General features: G+C 72.5%; 11 protein-coding genes and 1 pseudogene. 2 read left to right on the top strand and 10 right to left on the bottom strand.

All coding sequences use genetic code 11. The features are described from left to right. Positions 1 to 3: 3 nt before the first annotated feature. The 6 genes and pseudogenes from ACFYP4_RS23055 to ACFYP4_RS23030 all read right to left on the bottom strand — a co-directional run bounded on the left by ACFYP4_RS23055 (position 4) and on the right by ACFYP4_RS23030 (position 17,732). Entirely contained in the window at positions 4 to 6,519 is a 6,516-nt protein-coding gene (locus ACFYP4_RS23055) for a type I polyketide synthase (protein ID WP_388787635.1), read from the bottom strand. A 66-nt stretch (positions 6,520 to 6,585) separates the two neighbouring features. Further along, a pseudogene (locus ACFYP4_RS23050) lies at positions 6,586 to 12,207 on the bottom strand (SDR family NAD(P)-dependent oxidoreductase); the annotation flags it as partial. Between the two features lie 81 nt (positions 12,208 to 12,288). Continuing rightward, on the bottom strand, positions 12,289 to 15,384 hold the full coding sequence (locus ACFYP4_RS23045) for a type I polyketide synthase (RefSeq protein ID WP_388787582.1): 3,096 nt from the start codon (positions 15,382 to 15,384) through the stop codon (positions 12,289 to 12,291). 52 nt (positions 15,385 to 15,436) lie between these two features. Beyond that, on the bottom strand, positions 15,437 to 16,174 hold the full coding sequence (locus ACFYP4_RS23040) for an alpha/beta fold hydrolase (RefSeq protein ID WP_358853463.1): 738 nt from the start codon (positions 16,172 to 16,174) through the stop codon (positions 15,437 to 15,439). Then, positions 16,171 to 17,421, bottom strand: coding sequence for a cytochrome P450 (locus ACFYP4_RS23035; protein ID WP_388787579.1), 1,251 nt, complete (start codon positions 17,419 to 17,421; stop codon positions 16,171 to 16,173). Before ACFYP4_RS23035 ends, ACFYP4_RS23040 begins: the two co-directional genes overlap by 4 nt. Beyond that, positions 17,418 to 17,732 carry an acyl carrier protein gene (locus ACFYP4_RS23030; RefSeq protein WP_358853465.1) on the bottom strand — a complete coding sequence of 105 codons (315 nt, stop codon included), beginning with the start codon at positions 17,730 to 17,732 and terminating at the stop codon, positions 17,418 to 17,420. Before ACFYP4_RS23030 ends, ACFYP4_RS23035 begins: the two co-directional genes overlap by 4 nt. Positions 17,733 to 18,398: 666 nt before the next feature. Between ACFYP4_RS23030 and ACFYP4_RS23025 the strand changes: the two genes are divergently transcribed. Next, positions 18,399 to 19,235, top strand: coding sequence for a putative nonproteinogenic amino acid hydroxylase (locus ACFYP4_RS23025; protein ID WP_388787575.1), 837 nt, complete (start codon positions 18,399 to 18,401; stop codon positions 19,233 to 19,235). A 673-nt stretch (positions 19,236 to 19,908) separates the two neighbouring features. On the opposite strand, the gene ACFYP4_RS23020 is transcribed toward ACFYP4_RS23025, so the two are convergent. Then, the gene (locus ACFYP4_RS23020) at positions 19,909 to 20,835 is read right to left on the bottom strand and encodes a phytanoyl-CoA dioxygenase family protein (RefSeq protein ID WP_358853467.1); all 927 of its coding nucleotides are present in this window, start codon (positions 20,833 to 20,835) and stop codon (positions 19,909 to 19,911) included. A gap of 745 nt (positions 20,836 to 21,580) precedes the next feature. Between ACFYP4_RS23020 and ACFYP4_RS23015 the strand changes: the two genes are divergently transcribed. Further along, positions 21,581 to 23,026, top strand: coding sequence for a PLP-dependent aminotransferase family protein (locus ACFYP4_RS23015; protein WP_358853468.1), 1,446 nt, complete (start codon positions 21,581 to 21,583; stop codon positions 23,024 to 23,026). 150 nt (positions 23,027 to 23,176) lie between these two features. Here ACFYP4_RS23015 and ACFYP4_RS23010 read toward each other — a convergent pair whose 3' ends face one another. The 3 genes from ACFYP4_RS23010 to ACFYP4_RS23000 all read right to left on the bottom strand — a co-directional run bounded on the left by ACFYP4_RS23010 (position 23,177) and on the right by ACFYP4_RS23000 (position 25,739). Continuing rightward, positions 23,177 to 23,938 (bottom strand): ABC transporter permease, encoded by a 762-nt coding sequence (locus ACFYP4_RS23010; RefSeq protein WP_358853644.1) that lies wholly within the window; start codon positions 23,936 to 23,938, stop codon positions 23,177 to 23,179. Continuing rightward, positions 23,935 to 24,879 carry an ATP-binding cassette domain-containing protein gene (locus ACFYP4_RS23005; protein WP_388787570.1) on the bottom strand — a complete coding sequence of 315 codons (945 nt, stop codon included), beginning with the start codon at positions 24,877 to 24,879 and terminating at the stop codon, positions 23,935 to 23,937. Before ACFYP4_RS23005 ends, ACFYP4_RS23010 begins: the two co-directional genes overlap by 4 nt. A 173-nt stretch (positions 24,880 to 25,052) precedes the next feature. Then, positions 25,053 to 25,739, bottom strand: a complete 687-nt coding sequence (locus tag ACFYP4_RS23000; protein ID WP_388787632.1) for a thioesterase II family protein — start codon at positions 25,737 to 25,739, stop codon at positions 25,053 to 25,055. Positions 25,740 to 25,795 lie beyond the last annotated feature (56 nt).

The following is a 25,795-nucleotide window of genomic DNA, read 5'->3' as shown; positions in this document are numbered from 1 at the left end:
CCGTTACCTCTTCTCATCCAGAGCCAGGTCGACCAGTGCTTCCAGATCCAGGTCCGACAGTTCGTCCGCGCCGGCCTGCGCCGGTGCGTCGCCGCCCGGCGCGGGTTCCTGGGCGCACGCAAGGACCAGCTCCAGGACGCCCGCGTCGCGCAGGCGCTCGATCGAAACGCTCCGCAGTACTTCGCGGACCGCGATGTCCTCGGCGCTCTCGGCGGCCCCGGCGGGGTGGTCGTCGGCGGGCGGGCGCAGCAGGCCGCAGATGTGTTCGCTCAGCTCGCGCGGGGTGGGGTAGCTGAAGACGAGGGTGGAGGGCAGGCGCAGTCCGGTCGCGGCGGCCAGCCGGTTGCACAGTTCGACCGCGGTCAGCGAGTCAATGCCCAGCGGGGTGAACGCCTGGTCGACGTCGACCCCCGCGCCGGAGGAGTGTCCAAGGACGACGGCGACCTGCTCGCGGACCCAGTCCAGGACGGCTGCCCGGGCCTCGTCGGCGGGCAGCGTGGCCAGCTTCGCGGACAGTGCGGGCGAGGTGCCGCCGCCGGCCGCGGCGGCCCGGGTGCGGCGGGGCCGGCCGGCGTCGACGAGGTCGCGCAGGAGCGGGGGCAGCTCCTCGCTGCTCCGTTCGCGCAGCGCGGCGAGGTCCAGGCGGGCCGGGACGAGGACCGGTTTGCCGCTCGCGCACGCCGCGTCGAACAGGGCCAGTGCCTCGCCGGTCGCCATCGCGGCGATGCCGGTGCGCCGCAGGCGGGCCAGGTCGGCCTCGTCCAGGTCGCCGGTCATGCCACTGCTCTGTTCCCACCAGCCCCAGCACAGTGAGGTGGCGGGCAGGCCGGCGGCGCTGCGCCGGGCCGCCAGGCCGTCCAGGAAGGCGTTCGCGGCGGCGTAGTTGGCCTGTCCCGCATTGCCGAGGGTGCCTGCCAGGGCGGAGAACTGGATGAACGCCGACAGGGTGTGCTGTTGGGTGAGTTCGTGCAGGTGGAGTGCGCCGCCGGCCTTGGCGCGCAGTACGTGGTCGATGCTGTCGGCGGTCAGCGATTCGACGGTGCCGTCGGCGAGGACACCCGCGGCGTGCACGACGGCGGTCAGCGGGTAGCGGCCGGGCAGATCGGTGGCGAGCAGGCCGGCCACGGCGGCGCGGTCGGCGACGTCGCAGGCGACGACGCGTACCGCGGCGCCCGCGTTCTCGAGGTCCGCGACCAGCTCGGGCACCCCGTCGGCGGCCGTTGCGCTGCGGCTGGCCAGCAGCAGGCTGCGTACGCCGTGCCGGGTGACGAGGTGGCGGGCCACGAGTGAGCCCACTCCCCCGGTTCCGCCGGTGACCAGCACGGTGCCGCCGCCGAAGCCAGCGCCCATGTCGAGGACCAGCTTTCCGGTGTGGCGGCCCTGGCTCATCTCGCGGAAGGTGTGGCGCGCGTCGCGGATGTCGCGCAGGGAGATCGGGTTCAGCCGTACCCGGCCGTCGGCGAACAGTTCCATGACGGCCTGGAACATGTCGTGGATCGCGTCCGGTCCCGCCTCGTAGAGGTCGAAGGCCCGGTAGTGGACTTGGGGGTGGTCGGCTGCCACCTGGCGGGGGTCGCGGATGTCGGTCTTGCCCATCTCCAGGAAGTGGCCGCCCTCGGGGAGCAGCCTCAGCGAGGCGTCGACGAAGGTGTGGGCGAGCGAGTTGAGGACGACATCCACCCCGCGGCCGCCGGAGGTGCGGTGGAACTTGTCGACGAAGTCCAGGTCGCGTGAGGAGGCCAGGTGGTCGTCGTCCAGTCCCAGGGCGCGCAGGGCGGGCCATTTGGCGGGGCTGGCGGTGGCGTAGATCTCGGCGCCGAGGTGCTGGGCCAGCTGGACGGCGGCCATCCCGACGCCGCCTGCCGCGGCGTGGATGAGGATGCGCTGCCCCCGGCGGAGCTTCGTGGCGTGGAAGAGCGCGTAGTAGGCGGTGAGGAAGGTGCACGGCATGGACGCCGCCTGGGCGTAGTTCCAGCCGTCGGGGACGGGCACGAGGGTGCGGTGGTCCGCGACGGCGGTGGGGCCGAAGGCGCCGGTGAAGATGCCGGTGACCCGGTCGCCGGGTGCCAGGCGGGTCACGTCGTCCGCCACGTCGAGGACGACTCCGGCGCCCTCGCTGCCGACTCCGGCGTCGATGGCCGTGCGGTCCACCAGTCCCAGCGCGATGGTGACGTCGCGGAAGTTGAGGCCCGCGGCCTGGACGGCGATGCGGACCTGACCGGCTGTCAGGGGTGCGTCCACCTCGGGGCACGGGACCCAGGTCAGGTTCTCCAGCGTTCCCTTGGTGGGAAGGCCCAGGCGGTGTCCGGCCGGCGGCGCGTCGAGGCGGCGGTCCGCGGGCGCGGCCGCGGCGAGGCGGGGGACGAGCAGGGCGCCGGCGCGCAGCGCCAGCTGGTCCTCCGCCAGGGTGAACGTGTCCGCGAGCCGGGCCCAGGACGACTTCTCGTCGTCGATGTCCACCAGCTTGAACCTGCCGGGGTGCTCGGTCTGCGCGGAGCGGACCAGGCCCCACACGGACGCGCCGGGCAGGTTCTGGACGCTGTCGTGGGTGCCGGTGCCAAGGGCCCGGCGGGTGAGCACCACCAGCGTGGTGTGGGCCAGGGGTTCCTCGGTGAGCATGCGCTGGAGCGTCTCCAGGACGTGCTTGTCGGTGTCGGCGACCGTGCGGAGCGGATCGGGGCCGGCGGCGGTGGTGGTGTCGTCCAGGTACAGGACGAGGTGTGCGGGCGCCTGCCCGGGCGGGATGTCGTCCAGGCGGGGGTGGAGCGCGGTGTCGGCGCCGGCCGCGTCGAGGAGGCGGGAGGCCGGGCCGCCGGGCGTGCCGAGGACGGCCCAGGAGCCGCGGCGGGTTGTGTGCGTGCCGGGGGCGGGCGGGCGCCACTGCAGTTCGTACAGCGACTGCGGGGCGCCGTGTGCGGCGCGGACCTGTTCGGCGTTCGCCGGGCGGAACGTGAGCGCCTGGATGCGGGCGAGTTCGTGGCCGTGCTCGTCGGCGACCGTCACGGACACGACGCCTTCGCCGGCCGGGGTGAGGCGTACCCGTACGCTCGCGCCGCACGGCCGGTGCAGTTCCACGCCGGACCAGGAGAAGGGCATCCAGCCCTGCTCGCCCGTCACCTCGATGACGCCGCCGGCGACCACCGCGTGCAGGACGGTGTCCAGCAGTGCGGGGTGCAGGGCGAAGGCGCCGCCTGCCTGGCTCGCGGCGGTGTCGGGCAGCGTGGCGAGGGCGAAGAGGTCCTCGCCCTGCTGCCAGACCTCGCGCAGCCCGCGGAAGGCCGGGCCGTAGTCGAAGCCCGCGTCGGCGAAGGTGTCGTAGAGTCCGCCGGCGTCCAGCCGGCGGGCTCCGGCCGGCGGCCACACGGTGAGCGGGGGTGTCTGGGGGGCGGGGCCGTCCGGGCGTGGTGTGCCCGGTGCCAGGTTCCCCCGCGCGTGCCGTGTCCAGCCGCCCGCGGGGCCGTCGTCGCCGGGCCTTGCGTACACGTCCAGGGTGCGGCGTCCGGTGTCGTCGGCCGTGCCGGCGACGATGCGTATCTGCATGTCGCCGGCGGGGGGAAGGATCAGGGGGACTTCGAGGGTGAGTTCCTCCACGGCGGCGCACCCGACGTGGTCGCCGACCGTCAGCGCCAGGTCCAGGTAGGCCGTGGCCGGTACGACGGCCACGCCGAACACGGTGTGATCGGCCAGCCAGCCGTGGGTCCGCAGGGACCACAGGCCGGTGAAGACCGCCTCGTCGGTGCCGGGGTGGTCCATGGCGGCGCCGAGCAGCGGGTGCTGGAGGGCGGACAGGCCGGCGGAGGTGACGTCCGCCGGCGTGCCGCCGGCCCGGAAGTCCAGCCAGTAGCGCTGCCGCTGGAAGGCGTAGGTGGGCAGGTCGGCCTTGCGGCGGGTGCCGAACAGGGCGTCCCAGTTCACGCTGGTGCCGGTGACGTGCAGGGCGGCCAGTGCGGTGAGCAGGGCGCGCGGTCCCTGGCGGTCGCGCCGTGACGCCGACAGGACCAGCGTGTCGTCGATGCCCGCGCCGGCGAAGGCCTCCTGGGTGATGCCGGTGAGGGTGGCTCCCGGCCCCACCTCGAGGAAGACGCTCGCGCCTGCGGTGCGGGCGCACTGCACCGCGTCGTGGAAGCGGACGGGTTCCCGGACGTGGCGGACCCAGTACTCGGCGGAGGTCAGCTCCTGGAGCGTGGCGTTGCGTCCGAGCCGGGTCGAGACGAGGGGCACGTTCATCTCGCCGGCGGGCAGCGTGCCGAGCGCCGTCGCGAACTCGGCCAGGACCGGGTCCATGAGCGGGGAGTGGAACGCGTGGTCGACGGGGAGGAGTTTCGCGGATCTGCCGTCGGCCAGGAGCCGGTTGCGCAGGGCGTGGACCTGGTCGCGCAGGCCGGAGACGACCACCGAGTCCGGACCGTTGACGGCGGCGATGCCGACCCGCTCGTAGGCCGGGAGCAGGGCGCTCACCTCGGCGTCTGAGGCGCGTACGGCCAGCATGGCGCCGTGCTCGGTGACCGTGCGCATGATGCGTCCGCGGGCGGCCACCAGCCGGGTCGCGGTGTCCAGGGCGAGGGCGCCGCAGACGTGGGCGGCGGCGATCTCGCCGACGGAGTGGCCGATCAGGTGATCCGGGCGCGGGCAGTACTGCTCCAGGAGCCGGTAGAGGCTGACCTGGAGGGTGAACAGGGCCGGCTGGGCGATGTCCGTGCGCTCGCGTTCGGCGGGGTCGTCGGCGAGGAGTACCGGTTTGAGGGCGAAGGGCAGGTGCGTGTCGAAGTGTGCGCAGATCTCGTCCAGGCTCCGGGCGAAGACGGGGAAGGTGTCGTACAGCAGGCGTGCCGCGCCGGCCCAGGGTGAGCCCTGGCCCGGGAACATGAAGACGGTGCCGCCGTGCTGTGCGGTGACGCCGCGGACGACGTCGGTGGACTCCGCGCCGTCGCGCAGCGCTTTGAGGGCGTTCAGCAGTTCGTCCCGGTCGTGTCCCAGGACCACCGCGCGGTGCTCGAAGGGGGTGCGGCTGGAGACCAGGGACCAGCCGGCGTCGGCGAGGTCCAGGTCGGCGTCGGCGGCGAGGAAGTCGTGCAGGGCGGCCGCCTGCTGTTGCAGGGCTCTGGTGTTCTTGGCCGAGACCGCCCACGGCACCGGGCCGGCGGTGACGTCCGGGTGCGGGGCGTCCTGCTGTGGTTGTTCCTGCGGCGGGGCCTCTTCCAGGATGACGTGTGCGTTGGTGCCGCTGACTCCGAACGCGGACACGCCGGCGCGGCGGGGCCGGCCCTGCGTGGTGGTCCAGGCGCGGGCCTCGGTGAGCAGTTCCACCGCTCCGGCCGACCAGTCGACGTGGGTGGAGGGGCGGTCCACGTGCAGGGTCCTGGGCAGCGTGCCGTGCTGCATCGCCATGACCATCTTGATGATGCCGCCGACGCCGGCGGCGGCCTGGGTGTGGCCGATGTTCGACTTCAGCGAGCCCAGCCACAGCGGGCCGGCCTCGTCCCGGTCCTGCCCGTAGGTGGCCAGCAGGGCGCCGGCCTCGATGGGGTCGCCGAGCGTCGTGCCGGTGCCGTGTGCCTCCACCACGTCCACCTCGCTCGCCTGCAGCCGGGCGTTGGCCAGCGCCGACTTGATGACGCGCTGCTGGGCGGGGCCGCTGGGGGCGGTCAGTCCGTTGGAGGCGCCGTCCTGGTTGATCGCCGAGCCGCGGATGACGGCCCAGATCCTGCGGCCGTTGCGCTGTGCGTCGGAGAGCCGCTCCAGGACCAGTACGCCCGCGCCCTCGGAGAAGCCGGTGCCGTCGGCGGCGTCCGCGAACGCCTTGCACCGGCCGTCCTGTGCCAGGCCCCGCTGGCGTGACATCTCCCGGAACACCTGCGGCATCCCCACGACGGTGACACCGCCGGCCAGGGCCAGGCCGCATTCGCCCTGCCGCAGCGACTGCACCGCCTGGTGCACCGCCACCAGCGACGAGGAGCAGGCGGTCTCGGTCGACACCGCGGGGCCCTGAAGGCCCAGCGTGTACGCCACCCGGCCCGAGGCCACGCTCAGCAGGGAGCCGACCTGTCCGTAGCCGGCGATGGCCTCGGGGGTCTCGAAGTGGTTGCCGTATCCGAAGTAGGCGAGGCCGGCGAACACGCCGGTGTCGCTGCCGCGCAGCGTCTCGGGGTCGATGCCGGCCCGTTCCACCGACTCCCACGAGGTTTCCAGCAGCAGCCGCTGCTGCGGGTCGGCGGACAGCGCCTCGCGGGGGCTGATCCCGAAGAAGTCGGCGTCGAAGTCACCGGCGTCGTAGAGGAATCCGCCGGAGCGGGTGTAGCAGGTGCCGGGGTGGTCGGGGTCGGGGTGGTACAGGTTCTCCAGGTCCCAGTGGCGGTCGTCGGGGAAGTCGGACACGACGTCCGCGCCGGTGCGCACCAGCTCCCACAGTTCCTCCGGGGAGGTCGCCCCGCCGGGGTAGCGGCAGGCGACACCGACGATCGCGACGGGTTCGGCTGCGGCGTCGGTGACCTCCTGCAGGCGCTTGCGTGTCTCGAGCAGTTCGATCGAGGTCCGCCTGAGGTAGTCGAGGACCTCGGCGTTGTTGTCGTTGGTCATCGCTCTCCCCTAGCCGAGTTCTTTGTCGAGCAGCGAGAGGAGTTCTCCCGCCGAGGCCGAACTGATCCGGTCGACGATGCCGACCGGTGATCCGGCGCCCGTCATCGAACGGACTCGGCCCTGCAGTTCGCCGAGCAGAGTGGAGATGGTGGTCCGGTCCTCCTGTGCGAGGGCGTCGAACGCGTCCTCGAGCCGGGCGCCCAGGCCTTCGATCTCCTTGACCAGGTGACGGGCCGGGGACTGCGGCCCGGCGGCGGTGTCGGGGGTGGCGCTCTGCTGGAGGAACCGGGCGAGGGCGGCCGGGTTGGGGTGGTCGAAGACGAGGGTGGCGGGCAGTTTCAGGCCGGTCACCGCCGCCAGTTTGTTCCGCAGTTCCAGTGCCGTCAGCGAGTCGATCCCGAGTTTCTTGAACGTCTCGGCGGGGCCGACCCGTCCGGTGTCGGAGTGACCGAGGACGAGCGCGGTCTGGGTGCGTACGGCATCGAGCAGCGCCGTCTCGGCCTCCTCGGGCGGCAGCGACTTCAGCTGCTGGGCGAGGGCGGGGCCGGCCGGCTCCCCGTCCGCCGGGCCGCCGGGTGAGGCGGGTGTCCCGGCCAGGGTGCGCAGCAGCGGGGAGGTGGGCCGGGCGGGGTCGGGTGTGTGCAGTGCGGCGAGGTTCAGCCGTACGGGCACCAGTACCGGCGCGTCGGCGGCGAGCGCCGCGTCGAACAGCGCGAGTCCTTCCGGCGTCGACAGGGGCTGTACGCCCTGGCGTTGCATGCGTGCGACGTCCGCGTCGCTGAGGCCGGCGCTCATCTCGCTGCGTTCCGCCCAGAAGCCGAAGCACAGCGCGCCGGCCGGCAGTCCCTGGGACCGGCGGGTGTGCGCCAGGTCGTCGAGGAAGGCGTTGGCGGCCGCGTAGTTGGCCTGGCCGGCCGTGCCCAGGACGCCGGCGATCGAGGAGAACAGCACGAACGCGGACAGGTTGAGGTGGGCGGTCAGCTCGTGCAGGTGCCATGCGCCGCGCACCTTGGGGGCGAGGACCGCGTTCACGCGTTCCTCGGTCAGGGCCTGGACGATGCCGTCGTCCAGGGTGCCGGCGCAGTGGATCACCGCGGTCAGCGGGTGTTCGGCGGGCACCGCGGCGATCAGTGCGGCGAGCGCGTCGCGGTCGGTGACGTCGCAGGCGACGATGTCGACGTGGGCGCCGGCTCCGGTCAGTTCCTCGCGCAGGGCGGTAGCGGCCGGGGCGGCTGCTCCGCGCCTGCTGGTCAGCACCAGCCGGCGTACCGCGTGCCGGTGGACGAGGTGGCGGGCCAGGAGGGCGCCCAGGCCGCTGGTGCCGCCGGTGATCAGTACCGAGCCGGTCCCCAGTGCGGAGGTTCCCGGTGTCCGGCCGGGTGTGCCCCGGCCGGGCAGGTGGGTCAGGCGGGGGGTGCTCACCATGCCGGAGCGGATCTTGAGCTGGGCTTCGCCGGTTCCGGCCGCCGCCGGCACCAGGGCCCACGAGTCGGGCCGGCCGTCGGTGTCCACGAGGGTGAAGCGGCCCGGGTTCTCGCTCTGCGCGGCGCGCACGAATCCCCACAGGGCGGCCGCCGCGGGATCGGTGCGGGTGACCTGCTCGTCGTGGAACGCGTCCCGGGTCACCAGGACCAGGCGGGCGGCGGAGAACCGCGCGTCGCCGAGGAAGCCCTGCGTCCAGCGCAGCACCCGGTGGAGGGTGTGCTCGACGGCGGCGGGGGTGTCGGCGCCGTCCGCGGGTTCGACGCACGCGATGACGAGGGAGGGTATGTCGTCACCGCGGGCGGCGAGTTCCTCGAAGTCGGCGTAGGAGGCCTGTCCCGGTGCCGGGGGCACGGCGTGCGCGCCGGGTGCGATCAGTGCGTAGCGGCCCGTGGCCCGGCCGGGTGGGAGCGGGAGGGGTTCCCAGTCCACCTGGAACAGCGAGTCCTGGTGGTCGAAGCTCAGCTCGGTCAGCCGGGCGACGTCCACGGGTTCCAGGGTCAGTGAGGCGATGGCGGCGACGGGGTTTCCGTTCTGGTCCGCGAGGGTCACCGACAGGGTGTTCTCGCCCGCCGGGGCCAGCCGCACGCGCAGCGCGGTCGCCTGGGCGGGGCCGATGCGCAGGCCCGTGCAGCGGGAGGGCAGCCAGCCCTCGGGCCGGGAGGTGTCGACGAAGTGTCCCAGGCCGACCGGGAGCAGCGCGGCCTGGAGCAGCGCCGGGTGGAGGGTGAAGCGGCTGTGGTGGGCGGTGTCGGATGCGGGCAGTTCGACCTCGGCGAACAGGGTCTCGCCCTTGCGCCACACCTGCCGCAGGGCGTGCGGCAGGTGCCCGGGGGCGGCGGGGCGGGTGTGCTCGTCCCCGAAGGGCACGCTCACCGCGCCCGGGGGCGGCCACGCGGTGAGTCCGTCGGCCTGGTGGGCCGGCGCGGGCCCGGTTGTGGCGGTTCCGGTGGCGTTGCGCGTCCACCGGTCCTCCTCCTTCGCCCGGGAGTGCACGCTGAGTTCGCGTGTGCCGTCGACGACGACGCGGATCTCGCGCTCGGCCGTGCGGGACAGCACCAGGGGTGTTTCCAGGGTGAGTTCGCCGACGACGTCGCAGCCCGCCTTGCGCGCGGCCCACGCCGCCAGCTCCGCGAGCACTGTTGCGGGCACCAGGGCGGCGCCGTGGACGGTGTGGTCGGCGAGCCAGGGGTGGCGCTCCAGCGACAGCCGGCCGCTGCCCACGACTCCGCGGTGCCCGCCGTCGTCGGGCAGTTCGATGACGGCGTCGAGCAGCGGGTGGTCCGATGTGCTCGCGGTGGTGGTCTCGGTGGGGGTGTTCAGCCAGTAGCGCTGCCGCTGGAAGGCGTAGGTGGGCAGCTCGGCCCACCGGCCGTCCGCGCTCTCGAACGCCGCCTGCCACGACACCGCGGCGCCCGCCACGAAGGCCTCGGCGGCCGACCGGTGGAGCCGGGCGAAGCCGCCCTCGTCGCGGCGCAGCGAGCCCACCGCGAAGCCGGTGGCGCCGGGGGTGGTGTCGAACATCTCCTGGATGGTCATCACCAGCAGCGGGTGCGGGCTGAGTTCGATGACGGCGCTGTCGGGTTCCTGGGCGACCAGGTTGCCCATGGCGGCCGCGAACTGGACCGGTTCGCGCAGGTTGCGGTACCAGTAGGCCGCGTCGAGGTCCAGGGGGTCGATCGGTTCGCCGGTCACCGTCGAGTGGATCGCCACCGGTGAGGGGCGGGGGGTGATGCGGCCGAGTTCCGCCTGGAGGCGGCCGTCGAAGCGGTCCATCAGCGGGGAGTGGCCGGGCACGCTGGACTTGATCAGGCGGGCGCGGGCGCCCTGGGCCTGGCAGATGGCGACCAGTTCCTCGACCGCGCCGCTCTCCCCCGAGACGGTCGTGGAGTTCGGTCCGTTGACCGCGGCGATCCCGATCCGGGACTCGCGTCCCTTCAGCAGGTCCTGGACGCGCTGGGCGGGCAGCAGGATCCCGGCCATGCTGCCCTGCCCGGTGACCGTGGCCAGCAGCCGGGACCGCAGGGCGACGATCTTCGCCGCGTCCTGCAGGGTCAGGGCGCCCGCGACGTAGGCGGCGGCGATCTCGCCCTGGGAGTGGCCGATCACCGCATCCGGTGTCACCCCCAGGGAACGCCACACCCGTGCCAGGGACACCATCACCGCGAACAGCACCGGCTGGACGACGTCGATGTCCTCCAGGTCCGCCGCCCGCGGTCCTCCGCAGACGGTGTCGATCAGCGGCCAGGACACCCACGGCTGGAGTGCCTGCGCGCAGGCGCGCAGTTCCTCGGCGAAGACCGGGGAGGTCTCCCACAGTTCCCGGCCCATGGCGGCCCACTGCGCCCCCTGGCCGGGGAAGACGAACACGGTCTTGCCCACCGGTTTCGCCACCGCGGACACCGGGCCGGCGGGGCCGGGCTCCTGGCCCGCGGCGGCGGCGGCCAGGGCGGTGAGCAGGGATTCCCGGTCGGCGCCGAGCACCACCTGGCGGTGCTCGAACAGGGAGCGGGTGGTCACCAGCGCGCGTCCCACGTCGGCGGGCGTCAGGCTCTCGTCGGCGGCCACGAACTCCCGCAGCCGAAAGGCCTGTTCGCGCAGGGCCTGCTCCGAGCGCGCCGACAGCACCCACGGCACCGACCCGCCGGCCGGGACCCCAACGGCTGCGGGAGTCCCAGAGCTCTTCGCGCCCTCACGGGCTCCGGAGGCCTCGGCGGTTCCGGAGATCCCGGCGGTTTCCGGGGTCTGGGCAGTTTCGAGAATTTGGGGGGTCTCGGGGGTCTCGGCGGTTTCCGGGGTCCGGGGGGCCTGTTCCAGGATCAGGTGCGCGTTGGTGCCGCTGATCCCGAAGGACGACACGCCCGCCCGGCGGGGCCGGCCCTGCGCCGTGGTCCAGGCGCGGGCCTCGGTGAGCAGTTCCACCGCTCCGGCCGACCAGTCGACGTGGGTGGAGGGGCGGTCCACGTGCAGGGTCCTGGGCAGCACGCCGTGCCGCATCGCCATGACCATCTTGATGATGCCGCCGACGCCGGCGGCGGCCTGGGTGTGGCCGATGTTCGACTTCAGCGAGCCCAGCCACAGCGGGCTGCCGGGCTCGCGGTCCTGCCCGTAGGTGGCCAGCAGGGCCTCGGCCTCCATGGGGTCGCCCAGCCGGGTGCCGGTCCCGTGCGCCTCCACCGCGTCCACGTCGCTGACGCGCAGCCCGGCGTCGGCCAGGGCGGCGCGTACGACCCGCTGCTGCGCCAGGGGGTTGGGGGCGGTCAGCCCGTTGGAGGCGCCGTCCTGGTTGATCGCCGAGCCGCGGATGACGGCCCAGATCCTGCGGCCGTTGCGCTGTGCGTCGGAGAGCCGCTCCAGGACCAGTACGCCCGCGCCCTCGGAGAAGCCGGTGCCGTCGGCGGCGTCCGCGAACGCCTTGCACCGGCCGTCGGCCGACAGGCCCCGCTGCCGGGCGAGTTCCACGAACATCCCCGGCGTCGGCAGTGTCGACACACCGCCGGCCAGCGCCAGCGTGCACTCCCCCGACCGCAGGGAGCGCACGGCCTGGTGGACGGCCACCAGCGAGGCCGAGCACGCGGTGTCGGTCGACACCGCCGGGCCCTCCAGTCCCAGCACGTACGCCACCCGGCCCGAGGCCACGCTGAGGTAGGTGCCGGTGAGGGAGAAGCCCTCCACCTCGCCGCCCGCGCCGCCGCCCATCCGCGGCCCGTAGTCGACGTTGTAGAGCCCGGTGAACACCCCCGTCGGGGAGCCCCGCAGGGCGGCCGGGTCGATCCCCGCCCGCTCCAGCGCCTCCCACGTGGTTTCCAGCATCAGCCGCTGCTGCGGGTCCATCGCCAGCGCCTCGCGCGGGCTGATGCCGAAGAACGGCGCGTCGAACTCCGCGAGGTCGGGCAGGAACCCGCCGGTGCGGGTGTACGTCTTTCCGTGCGCCTCGGGGTCCGGGTCGTACAGCGCCTCCACGTCCCATCCGCGGTCCAGCGGGAAGTCGCCCATCGCGTCCACCCCCTCGGACACGACGTGCCACAGTCCTTCGGGGGACGTCACCCCACCGGGGAAGCGACACCCCACACCCACGACGGCGATGGGCTCGCGCGCGGACTCCTCCAGCTCGCGCACCCGCTCGCGCAGTTCCTGCGCGTCACCGACGGCACGTCGCAAGTAGGAGCGGAGCTTGTCGACTTCCTCCACCGGGTCCTCCCTCAACTTCTGCTTGAAAAACGGCTGGGGCTACACGTATCCGCGGTCGATCAGGGCGTAGAGATCGTCGTCGCTGGTGTCCTGCGGGCTCGGCTCCTCCACGGGTTGTGGGGGTTGTGGGGTGTCGGGCACCTTCGGTCCGAGGAGGGAGAAGAGGCGCTGGGCGAGCCGGTGCGGGGTGGGGTAGGTGAACGCGACGGTGGCCGGCAGCCGGATCCCGGTCACCGCGTTGAGCCGGTTGCGCAGCTCCACCGCCATCGAGGAGTCGAAGCCCAGCGCCTTGAAGGTGTCGGCCGACCGTGCCTGGACGTCGGGTCCCGTCACCGCGGCGCCCCTGGCTCCCAGCAGCGCGGCCGTCTCGGTACTCACGAGCGTGAGGACCGCCGACGGCGAGTCCAGGTCCGCCGCTGCGCCGCTCACGTCCGCCTGCGCGCCGGGAGCGGTGGTGGCGGCGGGCGCTGTCAGCCAGTACCGCTGCCGCTGGAAGGGGTAGGTCGGCAGACCGACGCGGCGCGGCCGGCCGGCGGCGAACACCGGCCCGAAGTCCACCGGCACCCCGCGTACGTACAGCTCGGCCAGCGAGGCCAGGACCTTGCCGAGGCTCCCGTCGTGCCTGCTCAAGGTGCCCACCACCGGGGGCGGGCCGGTCAGCGTGTCGGCGGTCTCCGCCATCGCGACCTGGAGCACCGGGTGCGGGCTGACCTCGACGAACACGCCGCCGCGGGTACGCATCAGGTTCTCCACGACCTCGCCGAAACGTACCGTGGAGCGCAGGTTGTCGTACCAGTAGGAGGCGTCGAGGGCGCGGGTGTCGAGCAGTCCCGCGGTGACCGTGGAGTGGAACTCCACCGCTGTCTCCTTGGGTGTGACACCCGCGGCGGCCTCCAGCACCCGGTCGCGGATGCGTTCGACCTGGTGGGAGTGGGAGGCGTACTCGATCCTGACGCGGCGTACCCGCACCCCGTCCCCGTCCGCCATCGCGGCGAACTCCTCCAGTGCCGTCAGGTCCCCGGAGACCACCACGGAGGCCGGCCCGTTGACCGCGGCCACGGACAGCCGCCCGGACCACGGGCCGAGCCGGTCCTGGACCCAGGCCAACGGCGCGGCCACCGCGTTCATCCCGCCCTGGCCGGCCAGGGCGGTCAGGGCCCGGCTGCGCAGGGCGACGATGCGCGCCGCGTCCTTGAGGCCGAGGGCGCCGGACACGCACGCCGCGGCGATCTCGCCCTGCGAGTGCCCCACCACCGCGTCGGGGACCACGCCCAGCGACCGCCACAGGCGGGCCAGGGACACCATCATCGCGAACAGCGCGGGCTGGACCACGGCGTCCCCGCGTTCCAGCGACGGCGCCGACGGCGCGCCGGTCACCAGGTCCACCAGCGACCAGTCCAGCCACGGCGCCAGGGCGCGCGCGCACTCGTCGATGGCGTGCGCGAAGACCTCGGACTGCTGGTACAGCTGCCGTCCCATGCCCAGCCACTGCGATCCCTGGCCGGGGAAGACGAAGACGAGCGGGCCCGCCGGCCCGGTGGCCGTCCCGCGTACCGCGCGCGCCGCGCTGTCGCCGGCGGCCAGCAGGCCGAGGCCGGCCAGCGCCTCCTGACGGCCGGCCGCCAGGACGACCGCACGGTGCGCGAACGAGGTGCGGGTGCGGACCAGGGAATGCCCCACGTCGGCCGCCGTCAGCGAGGCGTCGGCGCTCACCAGGTCCCGCAGCCGGGCCGCCTGTTCGCGCAGGGCCTGCTCCGAGCGCGCCGACAGCACCCACGGCACCGGCGTGCGGGTGTCCCCGGCGTGCAGGTCCTCGTCCGGCGCCGGGAGTCCGGGGTGGGCGTGGGGGGCCTGTTCGAGGATCACGTGGGCGTTGGTGCCGCCCATCCCGATCGATGACACGCCGGCGCGCCGGGGCCGGTCCGGTGTGCCCGGCCAGGGGCGGGCGGCCGACAGCACTTCGAAGTCCTGCTCGAAGGCGGGGATGGCGGGGTTCGCCGAGCGGAAGTCGGGATGGGCGACCAGCAGGCCGCGGTCCACGCACAGCGCCGCCTTCACGAAGCCGACGATTCCCGCGGCGGGCTCCAGGTGTCCGACGTTCGCCTTCACCGCGCCCAGCACCAGGGGGCTGCTGCGGCCGCTCTCCCGGAGCACCTCGCGCAGTCCGCACGCCTCGGCGGGATCGCCGAGGCGGGTGCCGGTGCCGTGCGTCTCGACGTAGTCGACGCCGCTGAACTCGACGTCCGCGCGCCGCAGGGCGGACCGTACGGCTGCCGCCTGCCCGGCGGGGCTCGGGTCCGGCATGCGGGAGGTGGCGCCGGCGCTGTTGACGCCCCAGCCGCGCACCACGGCGTAGATGTGGTCGCCGTCGGCGACGGCCTCGTCGAGGCGCTTGAGCACGACGAACGCGCCGCCCTCGCCGCGGACGAAGCCGTTGGCCCGCGCGTCGAAGGGGAAGCAGTTGCCGTCGGGTGACAGGGCTCCCAGGTTGGCCAGGCCGGCGCCCGCTTCGGGGTCGGTGATCAGGTGCACGCCGCCCGCGATCGCCATGTCGACCGCGCCGGCACGTATCCGCTCGCACGTCAGCGCCAGCGACACGAGGGAGGAGGACTGGCCCGAGTCCGCGCACAGGCTCATGCCGCGCACGTCGAACAGGTTCGAGATCCGGTTGGCGATCAGCGCTCCGCTGGAGCCGAGCGCGGCGTAGTGGTCGTCCCGGTCGCTGCCCGACAGTCTGCGCAGCAGGTCGTAGCCGGAGGGCGCGGCGCCGACCACGACGTCGATCTCGCGGCCCGCGAGGACGCTCGCCGGGATGCGGGCGTCCTCGACGGCCTCCCAGGCCAGTTCCAGACCCAGCCGCTGCACGGGGTCCATGGCGGTGGCCTCCGCCGGCGGGGTGTGGAAGAAGTCGGCGTCGAACCCGTCGACGGAGTCGAGGAACGAGCCCGTGTTCAGGGTGTCGGCGTCGGGGTGCAGGGTGTGGCGGGAGTGCGCGTCGGCGGCCCGCTGCTCGGGGAACGTCCCGACGGTGGACTTCCCCTGGAGCAGCAGGCGCCAGAACTCGGCGGGGCCGTGCACACCGGGAAAGCGGCACGACATCCCGATGACGGCAATACCGGTGGCTGCGCCACTCATACGTATTCCTTCCGGTTCCCTCGGTGTACGGCCCTGGCCGGGCCGGCCGCGCTCACAGCCAACGGGTCAGCAGTTTCCGCAGCTCGTCCGGTGCGTCCATGAAGTCGTAGTGGCCGCCGTCGACCACGCGGAACTCGACCGAGTCCGCGTACCGGCGCCATCCCTGCAGGCCGCCCAGGCTCACGTCCGCGTCGTCGCGCCAGTGCACGACGACGACGGGGCAGGGCACCGGGACGGGCTCCTGGCGCCGGTAGGCACTCGCGGCGGCGTGGTCGCGCAGCAGCACCATGAGGCCGAGCGCGACCATGTCCGGCCGCGGTTCGATGCCCCGGCCGCGGATGAACGACTCGACCTCGGCGCGCAGTTCGGCCTCCGACATGGCGAGCATCGGGTCGCCGGCCGCGTCGTGCGGGGCCGGCTGGCCCGACACGAACAGGCAGTCGGGGGTGGGCAGGCCCAGTTCGGCGAGCCTGAGCACGCTCTCGTAGGCGGGCAGCGCGCCGGCGCAGTGCGCGAAGAACGCGAACGGCCGGTCGAGGAGCGGCGCCAGGTGTTCCACCAGGTCGGCGGCGAGGTCCTCGTAGGTGCCGTAGTGGGGGTGGCCGAGCCGGTTCTCGCGGCCGGGGAACTGCACCGGGCAGACCTCGATGTCATCCAGCGCGGCGGGCCAGGCGCTGAAGGCCGACGCCCCGGATCCGGAGAAGGGGAAGCAGAAGATCCGGGCCAGGTGGCCCGCGGACGGCGGCCTGACGAGATACGGCGACAGGGTGGGGGCGGAGCCGGTTGTCATGGCGTCTGCCGTTTCTGCGCGGTGATGGGGAGGTGGGTCATCCCGGCGATGAAGTACGACCGCAGGTGCTGCGGTTCGCCGGCCAGTTCGATGGAGCCGAACCGCTCAAGGAGTTCCTCGAAGAAGATGCGCAGTGTCAGCCGGGCCAGCGGGGCGCCGATGCAGAAGTGCGGCCCGAACCCGAACGCGACGTGGCGTTTGGCGTTGCCGCGGGTGATGTCGAACTGGTGCGGGTCGGGGAACTGGGCGGCGTCCCGGTTGGCCGATCCGATCCACGCGACGACCGCCCCGCGGGCGGGGATGGTGCCGCCGCCGATGTGGATGTCGTCGACGGCGTACCGCATGAAGTTGCACGCGCCCGACGTCCAGCGCAGCCCTTCCTCGACCAGGTTCGGGATGAGCGAGGGGTCGGCCTGCGCCTTCTCGAACTGCTCGGGCCGCTCGATGAGCGCCTGCACCGTGCCCGAGACGGTGTGCGGGGTGGTCACGTTGGCGCCCAGGAGAATGCTGTAGCCGTCGAGGGCGATCTCCTCGTCGCTCAGCGGTGCGCCGCCGGGGCGCACGCTCATGAGGTGGCTGAGCAGGCTCTCGTCCTCCTGGCCCGTGGCCCGCCGCTCCTTGACCCAGTCCTTGACGTAGGTGACGAGCTCGTGGTGGGAGATGGCCAGCGTGGCGGCTTCGCTGCCCTGCTGGAAGTGCGGGTCCGAGGGGGCGGTCACCATCGCGGTCAGCTGGACGAGCTCTGCCCAGTCCTTCTCCGGGATCCCAAGGAGCGGGCCGGTGACGATCGCCGGCAGGAGCAGCGCCTGTTCGGCCAGGTCGAAGACGTCTCCGTCGAGGGCCGGCTGGAGGAAGCGCACGACCGAGCGGCGGATCGAGTCCTCCCACGACCTGACCGCCCGGGCGGTGAGCCTGGAGCCCAGCGGCCTGCGGACCTCGGTGTGCCGGGGCGGGTCGGTGGAGGTCAGCAGCACGCCGGCCGCGACGTCGTCCTGCCCGAGGTGGGTGGGCACCGTGCCGCGTTCGGAGGTGAACTCCCGGTGGTCGCCGAGCACCCGGCAGACGTCCTCGTGACGGGTCACCGACCAGAATTCCCGTCCGTCGGCCAGGACCTGGTGGTGCAGCGGCGCCCTCTCGCGCATCACGTCCCAGACCGGGTGCGGATCGCCCGAGCTGTACAGGTCCAGGTCGAACAGGTCGACGGCGTCGAGGTCGACGTCGCGCGCGGGGCCCGGCGTCAGCCTCACGCCGCCGCCCTCCCCTGTTCGATCAGCTCGGTGACCCGGGCGGGGGTCTGCGCCAGGTAGAAGTCGCGTACGGACAGCTGGACGCCGTAGTCCTGCGCCACCCGGTCGATGATTTTGATGCCGGTCAGCGAGTTCCCGCCGAGCGCGAAGAAGTCGTCGTCCGGTCCGACTTCACGGTCGCCGAGGTATTCCCCCCACAGCGCCGAGATCTCCTGTACGAGGGGTGCCGGCGCACCCGGGGGCGCGGCCTGTCGTTGTGCTGTCTCGTCCTGTCCACCTCGCTGGTGGATCACCTGCGGCGACGATTCCATTGCCAGCCTTTCCCTTGCTCTGTCGAACGGGAATGCCCGCCCACGCCATTTCCGGTCGGTCCCGGCCCCGGACCGTCACCGCCCGCACGGCCACCGGGGTTCTTTCCGCTGTCGCGTCGATGAGAATCCTTGAAATGGCTGACGTGCACCCCTTTGTGCGGGGCGGTGTCTGCCGTGCGGCGGCCGGATCGTGTCGCGGTGCTCTCGGTCCCGGGGTGAAAGCCGTCTCGGAAAGGAACGCCCGGTGGAATTTGATCACGTATTTCGATACGTCACCGGAAGGCCATCGCGACGCCAACGTAGATGGCCGGGGAAACCCATGCAAGCAATGACGGCGCGGACGTCCTGCCGGGCGCCGGTTGTCCCGCCGACAGGACAGTCACGACCCCGTGCGGTGCTGTCCGGGCCGGGGGACGGGTGGTGCGCAGCGGCCGGTCCCGGGGCGGCGGGGCGGTGCGGGACGCCTTCGCCGGCACCGGCGGACCTCCCGGCGAGCCTGGACCGGAAATACGCGAGCGGGGTGGAGGCGGGAGGGTTTCCGGCCGCACGAGCGCGTGAGCGCTCATTTCATTGCCATGGTCTTGCCCGGAGAATTATGGTGACGGCCGGGAGGAACCCCCAGCAGTTTCCGGGTTCATCAAACAATCGCGTGTGGAGGGGATTTCCTTGCTGAAGTCGCAGCGGCTTGCGGTGCTACCCATCGACTCGTACGACCTGGATTCCGAACTGTCCGTCGTGGACGGCCACGAGTACGGGGGCGAATACGACACCTTCACCTTCGGGTCCTGGTCGTCCCATGTGCTGGCCAACGGCACCGGCGCCGATTCCGACACCGCGTTCCGCCCGCACGAGGGCAGCCTGTCCCTCACCGAGCTGGGAAAGCAGCTGCCGGGCATCATGTCCATGGTGAGTTCGCATTTCCCCCTGGACCGGTTGCAGTGGGTGCGCATCTTCAGTCTGCGTGACGGGATCATCGCCCCGCACGTGGACTTCCTCGAGTGGGCCGAGCCGGGTACCCGGGTGCAGATCCCGTTGCGCACCAGCGAGGAATCCCTCCATTCCGAGAACGACACCGTCTACCACATCCGCCGCGGTGAGGTGTGGAAGATCCACTCCACCGACCCCCACTCCGCGCGCAGCACGTCCAAGGCCGCCCGGCTCTCGGTCTGTCTCGACTTCGCGGACGCCGAGGAGCCCATCGAGATCCGCGGTGCCGTCCCCGCCACCGAGCCGGTCCGCATCATCGAGCGGCCCGAGCCGACCGCAGCCGAGATCGAGGAACTCCTCGGCTCCGGGCAGAACCTGACCCCGCAGACCATGCGGGCGGGCTTCCGCCGGTTCGCCGAGCTGCACTTCGAGCGGCAGGCGCACGCCACCGCGGCGTTCGACTGGTACGTGGAGGCCGCCCGGCGTACCGGGGACGAGGACATGGTCGCGAAGGCCCAGGCCTTTCGCACGTACTGCGTCGAGAAGCGCGGTGACGGCGAGGCGTTCGTCTGGTGAGAGGCCGCGGCCGGCGGCGGGGCCGCGGGCCCGTACAAGGTCCTGCGATCCGGCCGGGTGCGGCAGTCCTGCCGGCCGGGTGTGGCAGTCCTGCGGCCTCTCTTCCCCGGCGGGCCGGCCGGGTGTTCCGGCGGCCCGGGGTCGCCGGCTCCGCTCCCGCCCCGGGGAAAGGGCCCGCCCGTGTTCCGCCGGGAGGTCCGGAGCGCCGGCCCGCTCGGTGCGGACGGTGTGCGCGGCCGGCGCCCGCACCGCCCGCCGCCGAGGCCGCCGTCGGCAATTGGCACGAGCCGTGCCCGCCGTCGGCACTCGTCACGGGCCGCGCGCGCGGAGCCCGGAGCCGCAGCTTCGCCCGCCCCTCCCCCACACCCCCCACACCCCCGCACGACAGCCCGCCCAGTCCCCCTCCCCCGCACGACAGCCCCCGCCAGGTGACAACACCCGGGCGGGGGCTCGCAGTTGTGCCCGGACCGGGTCTTCCCGGTGGCCGGGGGTGCGCGGTGGTGTCCGGGCCGGGGACCGCGGGCGGCCGGTCCTGGTGAGCGGACACGCGGCTGTGCCGGCAGCCCGCGCCGGGCGCCGTGTGCGCCGGGGGCGGGGCCGGCCGGGGCCGCGAACGCCGGCCCAGGGGCCCGCCGCGGGCAGGCGGCGGGCCCCTGGGCCGGCGTGGTCGCCATCAGCCCTTGGCGGTGCCTTCGCGCAGCCGCTCGATCATGTGCCGAGTCGTCTCGATGGGGCTCTCGTCGGGAAGCTGCCGCGAGCTCGGCGGCAGCGCCGCGTTGAGCGCGGCGATCTTGTCGCTCCAGCCGTCCTGCCCGGCGAAGGGGATCGTCTCGCCCTCCTGGACGTCGGGGAAGGGGCGGTAGCTGTTGAGGCCGGTGGTGTCGGTGCCGCGGACGAGCAGCGGGTCGAGGTAGATGCCGTTGCTGTGGATCCGGGTGGCCGTCGAGATGTAGCCCATGTCGAGGCCGCAGCGGCGCTTGGCGGAGGTGTTGGCCTCCGAGTAGTGCAGCAGGTGGGGGTGGTGGATCGAGACGTCGCCCGGCTGGAGCTCGATGTCCACGACCCCGCGCTTTTCCACCCACTCCTGGACCAGGTCCTCGTCGGAGGCGGAGAAGAGCATGTTGTCCGTGTCCGTGCGGGACGAGGGCTTGTGCAGCGGCAGTTCGTGACTGCCGGGGATCATCCGCAGGCAGCCGTTCTCCGTGGTGCTCTCGTCGACGGCCAGCCACACCGTCAGCGCCTCCATGGGACTCAGCGTCCAGTACGCGCCGTCCTGGTGCCAGAGCACGGGCTGCCCGTCGTAGGGGGGCTTGCAGATGTAGTGGGCGGTGAAGCACGCCAGGTCCGGGCCGAGGAAGAACTCCGCTATGTCCACCAGCCGGGGGTCGGAGACCAGACGTGCCCAGAAGGCGTCGTTGCGGATCAGCGGGTGGTGGAAGTGCTCGGGCCGCAGATCCGGATACTTGCGGGTGAGCCAGTCAACGTGGGCGTGGACCTCCTCCAGGAGGTCCTGTGGCACGACGTTGCGGATGATGGAGAAGCCCTGCTCGGCGTATTCCGCCGCAGCCTTCTCCAGAACGCCCTCGCTGAGTGTGGTCATGAGTCAACTCCTTGTCAGGTGTCGGGGTACCGCTTGCCGCGCGGAACGAGGTCGTGGCGCCGCCACGGCCTGCCGTCCGCCGGCTCCTGGAGTTCAGCCGCGGACAGGACGGGGTGGAGGTGCTCGGGACGAAGTGCCGGCGCGGCACCGTCCCGGTGCGCACATGCTGGTGGCCGGGCACAGAGCCAAGCCGGTCCCGTGCCCGGCGGACGCGGTGTGCGGTGGCTCGTCTGCGCCCTGTGGACCGGCGCTCGCGTCCCGCGGTGGTGCGCTCTGCCGGATCACGCCGGCCGGTCGCAGCAGCCCGCTCGGGGGCTTCTCGCCGTTCCCCGGCGGTCCCGTGTTCCGTCCGCCGACAGTCCCACACTCTGTCCGCCGGGCATGAGGGTGTCAACGTCCCGAAGGCCTTCGGGCTCCTCGCCGGGGTTCCCGCTTCCTTCTGGCGCTTTTCCGGCCCGAACGCGGCGCCCCGTACGGCCCGTTCACCCTTTTCCGGATGTCCTGCCGACGGGACGGCTGCCCGGTGCACGCGGGCCCGTGGCTCGCACTGGATTCCCAACTCCCGCGAGCTGCCGCGCTCTTCACGCCGCGGAGACAAGGCCATATATTATTGAGGGCCCCGACTAGGCAGCAGTCAAGCGCCGGTTCCGGGCACTGTTCATCGCGGCCATCAATGCCGTCTGACTCCGATCTGCTTCTGCACGGGCCGTGACATCACGAAATCCCGTGCAGAGCACTGCCCTACATGGCCGAATTCAGTTCAGAATTGAGCTGTCCGGCGGATGAGGATGACGTGACTATGTCCATGCACCCTGGGCCGAATCGGCTGAGCATCTCCGACTTGCACGAGTCAGTCGACGACCCCGCACTCACTTCCATGACGCTGCTCAACGAGCTCGCGGGAAGGTATCCGGACGCGGTCTCGTTCTCCGCGGGCCGCCCGTTCGAAGGCTTTTACGACGTCGAGAACCTATCACGTCACCTCACGACGTTCAGGAATTACCTCGAGGACGAGATAGGCCTTCCCGCGGAGCAGGTGCGGCGCACGTTCTTCCAGTACGGCCGCACGAAAGGGTTCATCCACGGGCTGATAGCGCGCCAGCTGGAGGCCGACGAGGGGCTGACGGTGAACCCGGAGAGCATCGTGGTGACCACCGGCTGCCAGGAGGCGATGGTGCTCGTGCTGCGGGCCCTCGTCCGCGACACCCGCGACGTCATCCTGGCCGCGACACCCAACTACGTCGGCTTCATCGGCGCGGCCCGGGTGGCCGGCGCGCCCCTGCGTCCGGTCCGGGAGGGCGAGGGCGGCATCGATCTGGAGGACCTGGAGCGGCAGATCGGGGCGGCGCGGCGTGAGGGGCTTCGCCCGCGCGCCTGTTACGTCGTCCCGGACTTCGCCAATCCCAGTGGTGCGAGCATGTCGCTGGCGGACCGCGGGGCGCTGCTGGAGCTGGCGCGGCGGGAGGGAATTCTCGTCATCGAGGACAATCCCTACTCCCTTTTCTCTTCCGGGAATTCACCGCTGCCGATGCTGAAGTCCCTGGACGAGCACCACCAGGTGATTCATCTCGGATCGTTCGCGAAGTCCGCGTTCGCCGGGGCCCGCGTGGGGTACATCATCGCGGACCAGCCCGTGACGTCGTCCGGGGTGTGTGCCGAGGACCCGGTGCTTCTCGCGGACCACCTCGCGAAGCTGAAGAGCATGGTGACGCTGAACACGTCGACCGTCGCCCAGGCGGTCATCGGTGGATATCTCCTCGAGAACGGGTGCAGTCTCAAGCGGGCCACCGCTCGCGAGGCCGGGGTCTACCGCCGGAATCTGGCGGCCGTGCTGGAGGGATTGGAGTCGGTCTTCGGGCCGCGGCACGAAATGGCGCAGGACGTCACGTGGAACACGCCGCAGGGCGGAATGTTCGTCGTCGTCACGCTGCCTTTCCTGGCGGACGACGACATGCTCGAGTACTCGGCCTCCAAATTCGGTGTCCTGTGGACCCCCATGCATCACTTCTACGGGGGCACCGGCGGGTTCCACCAGGCCCGGCTCTCCTTCAGCGTGCTCACCGCCGACCAGATCACTTTGGGTGTCGAGCGGCTGGGTGAGCTCGTTGAGGACCAGCGCGGCAAGCGGCTCGTCGGCGCCGCTGTGGCCGCGGGCGGCCGCGGCCAGGTGCTGGCGCCCCGGATCGGGTGACCGGTCCGGCCCGCACACCCGTGAGGCGGCCCCCGAACGCAGCACGTTCGGGGGCCGCCTCACGCGTCGGGCCGCGCGCATGACGCCGCCCCGGCGACACGCGGTCACCGGGGCGGTCTGCGGGGATCGGCCGGCCGGAGCCGGCCCCGCTCACGCTCGCTTCTTGAACGTGGAGAGCGCCCACACGTATCCGATGACGGCGAAGGCCAGGCACCAGGCGACGGCCGCGATCGCGTCGCCGCTGGAGGGGTTGCCCGCCAGCAGCCCGCGCAGCGTTTCGATGATCGGGGTGAAGGGCTGGTACTCCGCGAACTGCCGCACGCCGGCGCCCATCGTGTCCGCCGGCACGAACGCGCTGCTCAGGAAGGGCAGCATGATCAGCGGTACGGTGGCAAGGCCGGCCGACTCCGTGGTCTTGGCGGCCAGGCCCATGGCGACGGTGAGCCAGCTGGCCCCGACGGCGAGCAGGACGAAGAGGGCCAGCACACCGAGCCAGTCCAGGGCGCTGGCGGCCGGGTCGAAGCCCATCGCGAAGGCCACGGCGATGATGGCCGCGCAGGCCACCAGGCAGCGCACGGTGGTGACGACGACGTGCCCGGTCAGCATGGCTCCGCGGGAGACGTCCATGGTCTTGAACCGGTTGATGATGCCCTTGGTCATGTCGTCGTTCACGGCCGTCGCGGTGGCGCCCAGGCCGTAGCTGACGGCCATCACGAGCAGGCCCGGCGTCGCGTAGTCGATGTAGTTCTCACCGACGCTGAAGGCGCCGCCGAACACCTTGACGAACATCAGCATGATGACGATCGGGAACAGGACCGCGTTGAAGACCGTGGTCGGGTTCCGCAGGGTGTGCTTGACGTTGCGGCGCAGCATGATCGCCGAGTCGGCAAACGCGGTCGAGGCGGTACTCATCGGACGATCGCCTCCTTGTCCTTGGTCGTGTGCTCGGTCAGGGCGAGGAAGACGTCGTCGAGGTCTGGTGTGTGCACGGAGAATTCCTGGGCGTTGAGGGCATGTTCGTCGAGCCGGTCCAGCAGGGCCCGCAGCGACCTCGACTCGCCGTCGCTGGGTACCCGCAGGGTCAGCTCCTCGTCGTTGCGCGTGGAGTCGGGGAAGACCCGTGCCGCCCCGTCGAGGTCGAAGGTGTGGGCGAAGCGGAGTTTGACGTGGGTGCCGGGGATCTGGCGCTTGAGCTCCTCGGCCGTGCCCTGGGCGACCAAGTGGCCCTGGTTGAGCACGGCGATCCGGTCGGCGAGCTGGTCGGCTTCCTCGAGGTACTGGGTGGTGAGGAAGATGGTGGTGCCGTCGGCGACGAGCTCGCGGACGATCGCCCACATGGTGCGCCGGCTGCGCGGGTCCAGGCCCGTCGTCGGCTCGTCCAGGAAGATGATCTGCGGGTTGCCGACCAGCGTCATCGCCAGGTCCAGCTTGCGGCGCATGCCGCCGGAGTAGGTCGACGCCATCTTGTCCGCCGACTCGCCCAGGTCGAAGCGCTCCAGCAGCCGTGCGACGACCTGGTCCCCGGAGCGCACGCGCTTCAGGTCCGCCATCAGCTGCAGGTTCTCCCGGCCCGAGAGCAGGTCGTCCACCGCGGCGAACTGGCCGGTCACGCCGATGGCCGCGCGCACCTCCTTGGTCGCGCTCGCCACGTCGTGCCCGGCGACGTGCACCGTGCCGGCGTCGGCCGTCAGCAGGGTCGTCAGGACGTTCACCGTGGTCGTCTTGCCGGCCCCGTTCGGGCCGAGGAGGGAGAAGACCGATCCCGCGGCGACTTCGAGGTCGATGCCGTCGAGCACGACCTTGTCGCCGTATGCCTTGCGTAGCCCGGAAACTGCAATCGCGGAACTCTTCATGTCCCCACCGTCCCCGGCGGTCCTGACACGGACCCGCCACGGCCGTGACCCGGCGCTCGAGTTCCCCTCGACGACGCGCGGACGCGTCCGGCCCGCGCACGCGGCGAAGGGCGCCCGCCGGGGCGGGCGCCCTTCGCCGCGCCGGGCTGTTTCGGCCCGGCGCACGGCATGCGTCAGCCGCGGGCGGACTGCGCCTCGATGACGTCCAGCACCTCACGGCCGAGGTCGACCAGGTACATGTGGTCGCCGGGGAACTCCACATAGCTGAAGCCGGCCGTGGTCGCCGCCTGCCACTGCTGCGCCTCCTGCGCGGTGACCAGGCCGTCGCTGTCGCCGCGCAGCGAGCAGATCGGCACCGCCAGCGGGACGTCGGTGCTCGGGACGTAGTCCTCGTGCATCTCGCAGTCGGCCTGCAGGACGGGCAGGATCAGCTCACGCATCTCCGGGTGGTCGAGGGCTTCGTGCCGGAAGCCCGCGAACTCCTCGACCCTGGCGAGGAACTCCTCGTCCGGGAGTCCCGCGGCCCGCCGCTCGCGCTGGGTCCACGGCCCCGGCGAACCGCTGACGACCAGCCGCTCGACGTGCACGCCGCGCGTGCTCAGCAGATGCGCCAGTTCGTAGGCGAGCACCGCGCCCAGGCTGTGCCCGAACAGCACGGTCCGTGCTCCGGCGCCCAGGTCCGCGACGATGTCGTCGACCTCGTTCTTGGCCGCCTCGACGACGTTGCGGTACGGCGTCTCAAGGAGCCGGCGTTCGCGGCCGGGCAGTTCGACCGCGCTCACGCGCCAGCGGCCGGCGGCCAGTTGCCGCCACGGGTGGAAGAACGAAGGTCCTGCTCCGGCGAAGGGCACGCACAGCAGTGTGGTGCCCTCGCCGTGTTCCGCAAACGTGCCGGGTTCTGTCACCCCGACCAACC

It is taken from the genome of Streptomyces sp. NPDC005551, from assembly GCF_042871785.1.
Lineage (GTDB): Bacteria > Actinomycetota > Actinomycetes > Streptomycetales > Streptomycetaceae > Streptomyces.
The sequence above is the reverse complement of the archived record's forward strand: the minus strand, read 5'-3'. Positions and strand labels throughout refer to the sequence as shown.